Origin of the sequence: [Acidovorax] ebreus TPSY, assembly GCF_000022305.1 — a bacterium.
In the GTDB taxonomy this organism is placed as follows: Bacteria; Pseudomonadota; Gammaproteobacteria; order Burkholderiales; family Burkholderiaceae_C; genus Diaphorobacter; species Diaphorobacter nitroreducens.
In genome coordinates this window covers 3,174,443-3,186,982 of record NC_011992.1, presented here as the reverse complement: position 1 = coordinate 3,186,982, position 12,540 = coordinate 3,174,443, and the positions used below count along the sequence as shown (strand labels likewise).

General features: G+C 67.4%; 10 protein-coding genes. All 10 read left to right on the top strand.

The genetic code is table 11. The features are described from left to right. Positions 1-54: 54 nt before the first annotated feature. The 10 genes from hslU to ftsW all read left to right on the top strand — a co-directional run bounded on the left by hslU (position 55) and on the right by ftsW (position 12,469). On the top strand, positions 55-1,395 hold the full coding sequence (gene hslU, locus DTPSY_RS14965; RefSeq protein WP_015914270.1) for an ATP-dependent protease ATPase subunit HslU: 1,341 nt from the start codon (positions 55-57) through the stop codon (positions 1,393-1,395). A 264-nt stretch (positions 1,396-1,659) separates the two neighbouring features. Continuing rightward, positions 1,660-2,088 carry a division/cell wall cluster transcriptional repressor MraZ gene (gene mraZ / locus DTPSY_RS14960; RefSeq protein ID WP_011806773.1) on the top strand — a complete coding sequence of 143 codons (429 nt, stop codon included), beginning with the start codon at positions 1,660-1,662 and terminating at the stop codon, positions 2,086-2,088. 9 nt (positions 2,089-2,097) lie between these two features. Next, positions 2,098-3,024 (top strand): 16S rRNA (cytosine(1402)-N(4))-methyltransferase RsmH, encoded by a 927-nt coding sequence (gene rsmH, locus DTPSY_RS14955; RefSeq protein WP_015914269.1) that lies wholly within the window; start codon positions 2,098-2,100, stop codon positions 3,022-3,024. A gap of 109 nt (positions 3,025-3,133) precedes the next feature. Further along, positions 3,134-3,436 carry a cell division protein FtsL gene (ftsL, locus tag DTPSY_RS14950; RefSeq protein WP_015914268.1) on the top strand — a complete coding sequence of 101 codons (303 nt, stop codon included), beginning with the start codon at positions 3,134-3,136 and terminating at the stop codon, positions 3,434-3,436. Beyond that, entirely contained in the window at positions 3,433-5,181 is a 1,749-nt protein-coding gene (locus DTPSY_RS14945) for a peptidoglycan D,D-transpeptidase FtsI family protein (protein ID WP_015914267.1), read from the top strand. Before ftsL ends, DTPSY_RS14945 begins: the two co-directional genes overlap by 4 nt. Continuing rightward, a complete protein-coding gene (locus DTPSY_RS14940) occupies positions 5,178-6,683 on the top strand; it encodes a UDP-N-acetylmuramoyl-L-alanyl-D-glutamate--2,6-diaminopimelate ligase (protein WP_015914266.1) in 1,506 nt (501 codons plus the stop codon). Before DTPSY_RS14945 ends, DTPSY_RS14940 begins: the two co-directional genes overlap by 4 nt. Beyond that, positions 6,680-8,128, top strand: coding sequence for a UDP-N-acetylmuramoyl-tripeptide--D-alanyl-D-alanine ligase (locus tag DTPSY_RS14935; protein WP_015914265.1), 1,449 nt, complete (start codon positions 6,680-6,682; stop codon positions 8,126-8,128). Before DTPSY_RS14940 ends, DTPSY_RS14935 begins: the two co-directional genes overlap by 4 nt. After that, positions 8,119-9,297 (top strand): phospho-N-acetylmuramoyl-pentapeptide-transferase, encoded by a 1,179-nt coding sequence (gene mraY / locus DTPSY_RS14930; protein ID WP_011806767.1) that lies wholly within the window; start codon positions 8,119-8,121, stop codon positions 9,295-9,297. Before DTPSY_RS14935 ends, mraY begins: the two co-directional genes overlap by 10 nt. Then, positions 9,294-11,192 (top strand): UDP-N-acetylmuramoyl-L-alanine--D-glutamate ligase, encoded by a 1,899-nt coding sequence (gene murD, locus DTPSY_RS14925; protein ID WP_015914264.1) that lies wholly within the window; start codon positions 9,294-9,296, stop codon positions 11,190-11,192. Before mraY ends, murD begins: the two co-directional genes overlap by 4 nt. Beyond that, entirely contained in the window at positions 11,189-12,469 is a 1,281-nt protein-coding gene (ftsW, locus tag DTPSY_RS14920) for a putative lipid II flippase FtsW (protein WP_015914263.1), read from the top strand. The genes murD and ftsW overlap by 4 nt, the downstream gene beginning before the upstream one ends. Positions 12,470-12,540 lie beyond the last annotated feature (71 nt).

Sequence of the window (12,540 nt, the reverse complement as noted above, 5' to 3'; positions counted from 1 at the left end):
TGTCTATCAAGCGTTAGCGGCTCATTTGACTCATAAAGACAGGCAGGCTGCAGCATGTCCTCCATGACTCCCCAGGAAATCGTCTCCGAACTCGACCGCCACATCGTCGGCCAGAACGGCGCCAAGCGCGCCGTGGCCATTGCGCTGCGCAACCGCTGGCGCCGCCAGCAGGTGGACGCCAGCCTGCGGCACGAGATCACGCCCAAGAACATCCTCATGATCGGCCCCACGGGCGTGGGCAAGACCGAGATCGCGCGGCGCCTGGCGCGCCTGGCGGACGCGCCGTTCATCAAGGTCGAGGCCACCAAGTTCACCGAGGTGGGTTACGTGGGCAAGGACGTGGATTCCATCGTCCGCGATCTGGTGGAAGTGGCCGTGAAACAGACGCGCGAAGCCGACATGAAAAAGGTGCGCGTGCGTGCCGAAGACGCCGCCGAGGACCGCATCCTGGATGTGCTCATCCCTCCGGCGCGCGGCGCCAGCGTCGATACCGCGCGCACCGGCGATCCCGCGGGCGACAGCACGGCGCGCCAGGTGTTCCGCAAGAAGCTGCGCGAGGGCCAGCTGGATGACAAGGAGATCGAAATCGACCTGGCGGATGCGCGGCCGCAGTTTGAAATCATGAGCCCGGCCGGCATGGAGGAGATGACCGAGCAGTTGCGTGGCATGTTCAGCCAGATGGGCCAGGAGCGGCGTCGCGCGCGCAAGCTCAAGATCGCCGAGGCCATGAAGCTGCTGGTCGAGGAAGAGGCCGCCAAGCTGGTCAATGAGGAAGAGGTCAAGACGCGGGCGCTGGCCAACGCCGAGCAGAACGGTATTGTTTTCATCGACGAGATCGACAAGGTCGCGTCGCGCCAGGAGGCCGGCGGCGCCGACGTCTCGCGTCAGGGCGTGCAGCGCGACCTGCTGCCGCTGGTGGAGGGCACCACGGTGTCCACCAAGTACGGCATGGTCAAGACCGACCACATCCTGTTCATCGCCTCGGGGGCGTTCCACCTCGCCAAGCCGAGCGACCTGATCCCCGAGCTGCAGGGGCGCTTCCCGATACGCGTGGAACTCACCTCACTGTCGGTGCAGGACTTCGAGGCCATCCTCACGCAGACCCATGCCTCGCTGGTCAAGCAGTATCAGGCGCTGCTGGAGACGGAAGGCGTCACCCTGGATTTCACGCCCGAGGGCATCACCCGCCTGGCCCACATTGCCTTCGAGGTGAACGAGCGCACCGAAAACATCGGTGCGCGCCGCCTGTCCACGGTGATGGAGCGGCTGCTGGACGAGGTGAGTTATGACGCCACGCGCCTGTCGGGGCAGACCGTGGTGGTGGATGCCGGCTACGTGAATGCACGGCTGCAGTCGCTGAGCCAGGACGAAGACTTGTCCCGATACATCCTGTGATGCCTGGTTGCGCGGGGCGTCAAGCCTTCATAAACCACTTGCATACCTGCAGCTAAGTGCTTAATCAATAAGGACATTTGCCCGATTTTCACCTTGGAAATCGGCGCTAAGTCCTTGATTTCATTGCAAAATTTTGTTGCGGCGCCTCTTGCCTGGTGTTCTTTTCCTGCTACAGTGCAAAAAAGTGCAATTAAGTGGTGAAAAGTGCCCTTTGCGCCCTCTCTCGGGGTGGAAAGCGGCAGTAGCGGGCAAGGGGTTCCATCGGTGTTTCAAGGGGCGTCATCGCTGAGTCTGGATGCAAAGGGGCGGCTGTCCGTGCCGACCCGGCATCGTGACGCCCTCACGGCGCAGGCGGGCGGCCAGCTCACCCTCACCAAGCACCCCGATGGCTGCCTGATGGTCTTCCCCCGTCCCGAGTGGGAGAAGTTCCGCGAGCGCATTGCCCAGCTGCCCATGTCCGCGCAATGGTGGAAGCGCATCTTCCTCGGCAACGCGATGGACGTGGAGATGGACGGCACCGGCCGGGTGCTGGTCTCGCCCGAATTGCGCGAGGCGGCCGGCCTGTCCAAGGACGCCATCCTGCTGGGCATGGGCAACCACTTCGAGCTGTGGGACAAGGCCACCTACGAGGCCAAGGAAGCCGCGGCCATGCAGGCCGAGATGCCCGATGTCTTCAAGGATTTCTCTTTCTAGGGGCCGCGTGTGAACCAGCCCCTGCAACACACCACGGTCCTGCTCGACGAGGCGGTGCACGCCTTGCTGGGCGATGGCGATGCGCCTGCGGGCACCTTCGTGGACGGCACCTTTGGCAGGGGAGGGCATTCGCGGCTCATCCTGCAGCGGTTGGGGCCGCAAGGCCGGCTGGTGGCGTTCGACAAGGACACCGAAGCCATTCAAGCAGCGGCGCGCATCACGGATGCGCGCTTTTCCATTCGGCACCAGGGGTTCAGCCATCTCGGGGAACTGCCCGCCGCCAGCGTGTCCGGTGTGCTGCTGGACCTGGGCGTGAGCTCCCCGCAGATCGACGACCCACAGCGCGGGTTCAGTTTTCGTTTCGATGGTCCGCTGGACATGCGCATGGACACCACGCGTGGCCAGAGCGTGGCCGAGTGGCTGGCAGATGCCGAAGCGGCACAGATTGCGGAGGTGATACGTGACTACGGTGAAGAACGGTTTGCTGGCCCCATTGCAAAGGCGATTGTTGCTCGGCGCACGGAACGCGGCCCCATTTCAAGCACCGCCGAACTGGCCGACATCGTGGCTGGCGCGGTCAAGACCCGCGAGCCGGGCCAGAACCCTGCAACGCGCACATTTCAGGCTCTTCGGATTTTCATCAACGCCGAGCTTGAGGAGCTGCAGCAGGCGCTAGAAGGCAGTCTGCGCGTGCTGCGGCCCGGTGGCCGGCTGGTGGTCATCAGCTTCCACTCGCTGGAAGACCGCATCGTCAAGCAGTTCATCGCACAGCACTCCAAGGAGGTCTACGACCGCCGTGCACCGTTCGCGCCGCCCCAGCCGATGCGGCTCAAGGCGCTGGAGCGCATCAAGCCAAGCACGGACGAGGTGGCCGCCAACGCGCGTGCGCGCAGCGCCGTGATGCGCGTGGCAGAACGCACGGAGGTGCCCGCATGAGCGACGCGCGGATGTGCCATGTCGCCACGCCGCTGCGCGCGCATGTGCGGGGCGCGCTCGCTTCGCGGCACAGTCCTTCGAGCGTTGCAGGGCACACGGGAGGCGGGCGATGACGCGCATCAGCCTTGTGCTGCTGCTGGCGGTGATGGCCAGCGCGCTATACCTGGTGCATACGCAATACCAGTCGCGAAGGCTGTTCACCGAACTCGATCGCGCGGTGGCTGAGTCGCGCCGCCTCGAGACCGAGCACCAGCGTCTGCAGGTGGACAAGCGCGCGCAGGCCACGCCGCTGCGCGTGGAGCGCCTGGCGCGCGACCGGCTGCAGATGCGTACCGCCACGCCGGCCATTACCGAATACGTGACCGACGGCGGTAACGTCGTCGTGCCAGCTGGCGAGGGGCGCGCGCCGTGAGCAGCCGCAGCGTCAACTACACCTCCAGCCCTCTGCTGGCCAGCAAGACACCTGTCTGGCGCAGCAAGTTCATCGTCGCCCTGGTGGCGCTGGGTTTCGTGGGCCTGGCGGGGCGCGCCGCCTACGTGCAGGTGATCGGCAACGACTTCTTTCAGCGCCAGGGCGAGGTGCGCTTTGCGCGCACGCTGGAGCTGCCGGCCAACCGGGGCCGCATCCTCGACCGCAATGGCCTGATCCTCGCTTCCAGCGTTCCGGCGGCCAGCATCTGGGCCATCCCTGAAGATGTGGAAATGGCCAAACCCGAGGTGCGCGCCAAGCTCAAGGACCTGGCGCGTCTCATGGATATGCCGCTGTCCACGCTGCAGGGCAAGCTGGCCGACGAGGACAAGACCTTCGTCTGGATCAAGCGCCAGCTCGACTGGGACGTGGGCCAGCAGATCACCGCCCTGGGGCTGAAGGGCATCTACCTGCGCAAGGAATACAAGCGCCAGTATCCAGAGGGCGAAGCCGCCGCGCACGTGGTGGGCTTTACGAACGTGGAAGACCATGGTCAGGAAGGCATGGAGCTGGCCTTCGACAAGGATCTGGCGGGCAAGCCGGGGTCGCGCCGTGTCATCAAGGATCGCCTGGGCCGCGTGGTGGAGGGCGTAGGCGCCGAAGTGCCGCCCGTGGATGGCAAGGACATGCAGCTGTCCATCGACAGCAAGGTGCAGTTCTTCGCCTACCAGAAGCTGCGCGACACCGTGCAGGCGCACAAGGCCAAGGCCGGCAGCGTGGTGGTGCTGGATGCGCGCACGGGCGAGGTGCTGGCCTTGGCCAACTACCCCAGCTATGTGCCCGACAAGCGTCAGAACCTGACGGGCGAGCAACTGCGCAACCGCGCGCTCACCGACGTGTTCGAACCCGGCTCCACCATCAAGCCCATCACGGTGGGGCTGGCGCTGGAGAGCGGCCGCTTCAAGCCCGAAACCAGCGTGGACACCACGCCAGGCCGCCTGACCATTACCGGCTCGACGATCAGTGACACGCACAACTACGGGCTGTTGACCGTGGAGGGCGTGATCCAGAAGTCCAGCAACGTGGGTACCACGAAGATCGCGATGCAGCTGCCGGCGCAGGAAATGTGGGAAACCTTCTCTGCCGTCGGCTTCGGGCAAAAGCCGCAGATCGCCTTTCCGGGGGTGGCGAGCGGGCGGCTGCGCCCCTACAAAAGCTGGCGGCCCATCGAGCAGGCCACCATGTCCTACGGCTACGGGCTGTCGGCCAGCCTGTTCCAGATGGCGCGCTCCTATACCGTGTTTTCCAACGGCGGCAAGGTGATTCCCGCCACCATGCTGAAGACCCACGAAGCGCCCGTGGGCGTGCCCGTGTTTTCCGAACGCACCGCCAACCAGGTGCGCAAGATGCTGCAGATGGCCGCGGGGCCCGGCGGCACGGGCCAGAAGGCGCAGACGGTGGGCTATTCCGTAGGCGGCAAGTCCGGCACGGCGCGCAAGCAGGTGGGCAAGAGCTACGCCTCGGGCAAGTACCGCGCCTGGTTCACCGGGCTTGCGCCCATCGACCAACCGCGCATCATCGTGGCCGTGATGGTCGACGAGCCCAGCAACGGCGTGATCTACGGCGGTGCGGTTGCGGCACCGGTGTTCAGTGAAGTGGTGCAGCAGACCCTGCGCATGATGGGCGTGGCGCCCGACATGGCTGTCAAGCCGCTCATCGTCTCCAACGGTGTGGAGGAATCGCTGTGAACGCACTGCACACGCTCACCACCCTGCAGGAGGCCGTGGACTGGCTGCGCCAGCGCGTCACGGGTACGCTGCAGACGGACAGCCGCCTGATCCAGCCGGGCGATGGGTTCATCGCCTGGCCCGGCGCGGCCACGGACGGGCGCGCCCACGTGGGCGACGCCGTGGCGCGCGGCGCTGCCGCCTGCTTGGTGGAGTGCGAGGGCGTGGAGCCCTTCGCCCTCGCGGGAGACCACATCGCGGCGCTGCGCGGCCTCAAGGCCGCGACCGGCATGATTGCCTCCGAATGGTTCGGCCACCCCACCCAGCGCCTGCAGGTGCTGGCCGTGACTGGCACCAACGGCAAGACCAGCACGGCCTGGTGGCTGGCGGATGCGCTCAATCAGCTATCAAAAGAAGAGCTGCCAGCGCTTGCTGGATGCGCGCTGGTGGGTACTTTGGGCATGGGCGTGCCGCCAGCGTTGCAGACCACGGGCATGACGACCCCCGACCCGGTGCGCCTGCAGCGCGCCTTTGCGCAGTTTGCGGAAGCGGGCCATCGCGCCTGCGCCATCGAGGCATCGTCTATCGGCCTGGCCGAGCACCGCCTGGACGGCACACGCATTCACGTGGCGCTGTTCACCAACTTCACGCAGGACCACCTGGACTACCACCCGGGCATGGCCGCCTACTGGCAAGCCAAGCGCGCACTGTTCGACTGGCCGGGGCTGCGCGCATCCGTGGTCAATGTGGACGACCCGCAGGGCGCCGCTCTGCACGCCGAGCTGCAGGGCAGCGACCTGGATCTGTGGAGCGTCTCCCTGCAGGGCCCCGCCCGCCTGCAGGCCAAGCACATCGTGCACACGGGTGCCGGCCTGGCCTTCACGGTGGCCGAAGGCGCGCATACCGAGGTGCTGCAAACGCAGGTCATCGGCCTGTACAACGTGTCCAACCTGCTGGGCGTGATTGCAGGCATGCGTGCGCTGGGGGTGCCCCTGGCGCAGGCGCTCCAGGCCTGTGCGCGCCTGCGGCCCGTGCCCGGGCGCATGGAGCAGTTGGCGGCCGCTGGCCAGCCGCTGGTGGCTGTGGACTATGCCCACACGCCCGATGCGCTGCACCAGGCGCTGGCCGCGCTCAAGCCCGTGGCGGCGCAGCGCGGAGGGCGGCTGTGGTGCGTGTTCGGCTGCGGTGGCAACCGCGACGCCGGCAAGCGTCCGCTGATGGGAGCCGTGGCACAGCGCGAGGCCGACGAGGTCATCGTCACCAGCGATAACCCGCGGGGTGAGGAGCCGCAATCCATCATCCACCAGATCCTGCTGGGCACGATTGCAGGCACCAGCGTGCGTGCCGAGGTCGACCGTGCCGCGGCCATCGCGCAAGCGCTGGCCGATGCCGGCGCCAACGATGTGGTGCTGATTGCCGGCAAGGGCCATGAGGACTACCAGGAGACGGCGGGCCAGCGTGTGCCGTTCTCCGACATGGCGCATGCGCGTGCAGCGCTCGCGCGCCGAGGAGGCGTGGCATGAGCCACCACCAGAACAACTCCCCCATGATGACGCTGCAACAGGCGTTTGATCTGCTGCGCGCCCGCATTCCTGGTGCGCGACTGATCGGCGAAGGTGCCACGCCGCTTGCGCGCGTGCACACCGATACCCGCACGCTGGCCGCAGGTGACCTGTTCGTGGCGCTCAAGGGTGAGCGTTTCGATGCGCACCAGTTTCTGTCCCAGGCGCGAACGGCCGGCGCCGCGGCGGCCATTGCGCATGCGGGCCTGGCCGACGCTGGTCTGCCCGGCATCGAGGTACCCGACACCCTGGCCGCCCTGGGTGCGCTGGCCACCGGCTGGCGCGCGCAGCGGGATCTGCCGCTGATCGCCGTGACCGGCAGCAACGGCAAGACCACGGTCACGCAAATGATCGCGGCGGTGCTGCGGGCCTGGAAAGGCGACGCCGCGCTGGCCACGCAGGGCAACTTCAATAACGACGTGGGCGTACCCCTCACGCTGCTGCGCCTGCGGCCGGGCCATGAGGCTGCGGTGGTCGAGTTGGGCATGAACCATCCCGGCGAGATCGCGAATCTGGCGGACATTGCCCGGCCCACCGTGGCCCTGGTCAACAACGCCCAGCGCGAGCACCTGGAATTCATGCACACGGTCGAGGCCGTGGCGCACGAGAACGGCAGCGTGCTGTCTGCCCTGCCGGCCGATGGCACGGCTGTGTTCCCGGCGGCAGATGCCTTCACGCCCTTGTGGCGCGAGCTGGCCGGCACGCGGCACTGCCTGACCTTTGGCGAGGCCGCGGGCGAGGTGCGCTGCGCCGCAGCGCAATGGGGCGATGGCGCATGGCAGGTGCGCATCGACACCCCCAACGGCGCATTCGATACGCGGCTGGCCATCGCAGGGCGCCACAACGTCACCAATGCCCTGGCCGCCACGGCCTGCGCGCTGGCGGCGGGGGGGCCTCTGGCGAGCATTGCGCGAGGGCTGGCGGCTTTCGCACCGGTCAACGGGCGCTCGCGCGCATTGGCCGTGCGTTGCGGGGGGCGTTCCATCACGGTGGTGGACGACAGCTACAACGCCAACCCCGACTCGGTGCATGCGGCCATCGAGGTGTTGGCCGCACTGCCTGGCCCGCGCCTGCTGGTGCTGGGGGACATGGGCGAGGTGGGCGACCAGGGGTCGCAGTTCCACGCCGAGGCCGGCGCGCACGCCCGTGTGCGCGGCATCGAGCAGCTGTTTGCGCTGGGCGACCTGAGCGCCCACGCCGTGCAGGCCTGTGGGACGGCCGCACGGCATTTCAAGGACATGGCCACGCTGCAGGCCGCAGTGGGGCAGGCCCTGCCCACGGTGGGCAGCGTGCTGGTGAAGGGATCGCGATTCATGAAGATGGAACAGGTCGTGCAGGCGCTGCAGGCACTGCATGAGGACGGCGCCGCAGGCGCTGCCGCGCAAGGGGGAGCCGCATGCTGCTGATGCTGACCCAATGGCTGCAAGGCCTGTCGCCCGAGCTGAGCTTTCTGCGGGTGTTCCAGTACCTCACGCTGCGGGCGGTGATGGCGGCGCTGACGGCGCTGCTCATCGGCCTGATCGCGGGGCCGAAGGTCATCCGTATGCTGACCTCGCTCAAGATCGGCCAGCCGATCCGCGGCTACGCCATGCAGACGCACCTGTCCAAGAGCGGCACGCCCACCATGGGCGGCGTGTTGATTCTGGGTTCCATTGCCATCTCCACGCTGCTGTGGTTCGACCTGTCCAACCGTTTCGTGTGGATCGTGCTGGCCGTGACGCTGGGGTTTGGCGCCATTGGCTGGGTGGACGACTGGCGCAAGGTGGTCAACAAGGACCCCGAGGGCATGCGTTCGCGCGAGAAGTATTTCTGGCAATCGGTGATCGGGCTGCTGGCCGCGCTGTACTTGGTGTTCAGCATTTCCGAGAACTCCAACACGCGGGTGTTCGAGCTGTTCATCACCTGGGTGCAGTCCGGCTTTTTGATGGACCTGCCGCCCAAGGCAGGCCTGCTGGTGCCGTTCTTCAAGGAAGTGAGCTACCCGCTGGGGGTGCTGGGCTTCGTGATCCTGACCTACCTGGTGATCGTGGGCTCCAGCAACGCCGTGAACCTGACCGACGGCCTGGACGGCCTGGCCATCATGCCCGTGATCATGGTGGGCGCCTCGCTGGGCATCTTCGCCTACGTGACCGGTAACGCGGGCTATGCGAAATACCTGCTGTTCCCTTATATCGCCGGCTCGGGCGAGTTGTTGATCTTCTGCGCCGCCATGGCTGGCGCGGGCCTCGCCTTCCTGTGGTTCAACACCCACCCGGCACAGGTTTTCATGGGCGACGTCGGCGCGCTGGCTTTGGGCGCTGCGCTGGGCACGATCGCGGTCATCGTGCGCCAGGAGATCGTGCTGGCCATCATGGGCGGCATCTTCGTGGTGGAAGCGCTGTCTGTGATGCTGCAGGTGACCTGGTTCAAGTACACCAAGCGCAAGTATGGCGAGGGCCGGCGCCTCCTCAAGATGGCGCCGCTGCACCACCACTTTGAAAAGAGCGGCTGGAAGGAGACGCAGGTGGTCGTGCGCTTCTGGATCATCACCATGCTGTTGTGCCTCGTGGGTTTGACCACGCTGAAGCTGCGATGAACACTGGCCACCACGATCCCCTGCACCCCGACGCACTCGGCGCCGCAGCGACGACTGTGCCCCCGGCGCCCCCGTCCACTCCCACGCCCGGGGAGCGGGACGACGCGTTGCCGCGGGATGCGGCGCACGACAGTCCGCCGCAGGATCTATCGCCCTTGCCAGCGCCCGCGCAAGATGCAGCGGCGCGCTATGACTACACCGCACCCGCGGTGTCAGCCGCGGCCGCCGCGGCCGAGTTCGTGGCGCGCATCTTTGCCGACGCGGCTCCGGCAGACGGTGGCGCTGGCACGTCTGCTGAAGACACCCCCGTTTCTCCGGCTGCGGACCACGCCGTTGAGGAGCCTGCCGTCGCGTCCGAGGAGGCCCCGCAGGCGCCGCCCGCGCTTGCCGGCAAGCAGGTGCTGGTGCTGGGTCTGGGCGCCTCGGGCCTGGCCATGGCGCGCTGGTGTGTGCGCTGTGGTGCGCAGGTCACCGTGGCCGACACGCGCAGCAGTCCGCCGCAGCTGGCGGTGCTGCGCGCAGAACTGCCGCAGGTGGAGTTCATCGCCGGCGCCTTCGATGAGACCCTGGTGCGGGGGCGCGCGCTGCACGCGGTATACCGTTCGCCAGGTCTGAGTCCGAATGAGATTGCTCCTGTTGTTATAGCTGCTCGCGCCCGCCAGATAAGCGTGGAAGGCGAATTGGGTTTGTATGCGCAGGCGCTGCGCGAGCTGCGCGCCGGTCAGGGCTATGCGCCCGCGGTGCTGGCCATCACCGGCACCAATGGCAAGACCACCGTGACCTCGCTCACGGGGCTGCTGGTGGAGTGCGCGGACAAGCGCGTGGCGGTGGCCGGCAACATCGGCCCCACGCTGCTGGATACGCTGGCGCAGCACATCGACGCGGGCACGCTGCCCGAGGTGTGGGTGCTGGAGCTGTCGAGCTTTCAGCTCGATGGCGTGCAGGGCTTCGAGCCCACGGCCGCGGCCGTGCTCAACATCACGCAGGACCACCTGGACTGGCACGGCAGCCTGCAGGCCTACGCACAGGCCAAGGGGCGCATCTTCGGCGAAACCGGCCTCATGGTGCTCAACCGCGAGGACGCGGAAGTCATGGCCCTGCTGCCGCCGCCAGTGCGCGTGAAGCTGCAGAAGCCCCAGTTGCGCGCACACGTGACCTTCGGTGGCGACATGCCGCAGCGCCCGGGGGACTTCGGCATCGAGGTGGTCAGCGGCATGGCCTGGCTGGTGCGTGCACACGAAGCGGACGAAACGGCCAAGCGCGGCAAGGCGCAGGACGCCGAGCTGCACATCCAGCGCCTGATGCCCGCCGACGCGCTGCGCATCCGCGGGCGGCACAACGCCATCAATGCCCTGGCTGCGCTGGCGCTGGCCCAGGCTGCGGGCTGCCCGCTCGCGCCCATGCTCTACGGCCTGCGCGAATACCGCGGTGAGCCGCACCGCGTGGAGCCCGTGGGCATCGTGCGCGAGGTGGAGTACTTCGACGACAGCAAGGGCACCAACGTGGGCGCCACGGTGGCTGCGCTGACCGGGCTGGGCGCCGACCGGCGCCTGGTGGTGATCCTGGGTGGCGACGGCAAGGGTCAGGACTTCTCGCCGCTGGCCGCGCCCGTGGCGCGCTATGCGCGCGCGGTGGTGTTGATCGGGCGCGACGCGCCGCAGATCCGCGCCGCGCTGCAGGGCTGCGGCGTGCCGCTGCAGGACGCCGCCACGCTGCCCGAGGCCGTGCAGTTGGCCACACAGCGCGCCCATGTGGGCGACGCCGTGCTGCTGTCGCCCGCCTGCGCCAGCCTGGATATGTTCGACAACTACGCGCACCGCGCTCGCGTTTTCTGCGAAGCCGTGCAGGCGCTGGCCGAAGACGCCGGCCAGACGCTGGAAGGAGGGACGGCATGACCGCCGCGACCGCCGCTTCCCGTCCCTCGTTGTGGCAGCGCATGCGGGCCTGGGCGGGTGCCGCGCCGGCCGCAAACGCCGACGTCCTGCCCGTGCGCGTGGGCGGCACCGAATACCGTCGCACGGCCGCCACGCCCGCGCGCGTGCTGGGCTTCGACCAGGCACTGTTGTGGGTGGTGGTCCTGCTGCTGGCCTTCAGCGTGGTGATGGTGTATTCAGCCTCGATCGCCATGCCGGACAACCCGCGCTTCGGCAACATCGCGCCCACGCACTTCCTGCTGCGCCACGCAATTGCCATCGGCGTGGGGTTCGTCGCGGCACTGATCGCGTTCCAGGTATCGATGGACACCTGGGAGCGCATGGCGCCGTGGTTGTTCGTGGCCTCCATCGTGCTGTTGATCGCGGTGCTGATCCCGCACGTGGGCACCATGGTGAACGGCGCGCGGCGCTGGCTCAGCCTGGGGTTCATGAACTTCCAGCCGTCCGAGCTGGCGAAGTTCGCGGTGCTGATCTACGCATCGGACTACATGGTGCGCAAGATGGAGGTCAAGGAGCGGTTCTTTCGCGCCGTGCTGCCCATGGCCGCCGCCGTGGCGGTGGTGGGTGCGCTGCTGCTGGCAGAGCCCGACATGGGCGCCTTCATGGTGATCGCGGTGATCGCCATGGGCATCCTGTTCCTGGGGGGCGTGAACGCGCGCATGTTCTTCCTGATTGCGGGTGTGCTGGTGGCGGCCTTCGCCATCATGATCGCCAGCTCACCCTGGCGCCGCGAGCGCGTGTTTGCCTACCTCGATCCGTTCAGCGAGCAACACGCCCTGGGCAAGGGCTACCAGCTCTCGCATGCGCTGATCGCCATCGGCCGCGGCGAGATCTTCGGTGTGGGGCTGGGTGGCAGCGTCGAGAAGCTGCACTGGCTGCCCGAGGCGCATACCGACTTCCTGCTGGCGGTGATCGGCGAAGAATTTGGCCTGGTGGGCGTGCTCACGCTGATCGTCGCCTTCCTGTGGATGACGCGGCGCATCATGCACATCGGCCGCCAGGCCATCGCGCTGGACCGCGTGTTCTCGGGCCTCGTGGCCCAGGGCGTGGCGATCTGGGTGGGCTTTCAGGCCTTCATCAACATGGGAGTGAACCTGGGGGCGCTGCCCACCAAGGGGCTGACGCTGCCGCTGATGAGCTTTGGCGGATCGGCCATCCTGATGAACCTGGTCGCCATCGCGGTGGTCCTGCGTGTGGATTACGAAAACAAGCTGCTCATGCGCGGAGGCCGTGCATGAGGAACCTTATTCACCACCTCGGGCTTGTGGCAGTGCGTCGGTACTGCCGGCTTGCCATGCCCCTGCGCGCG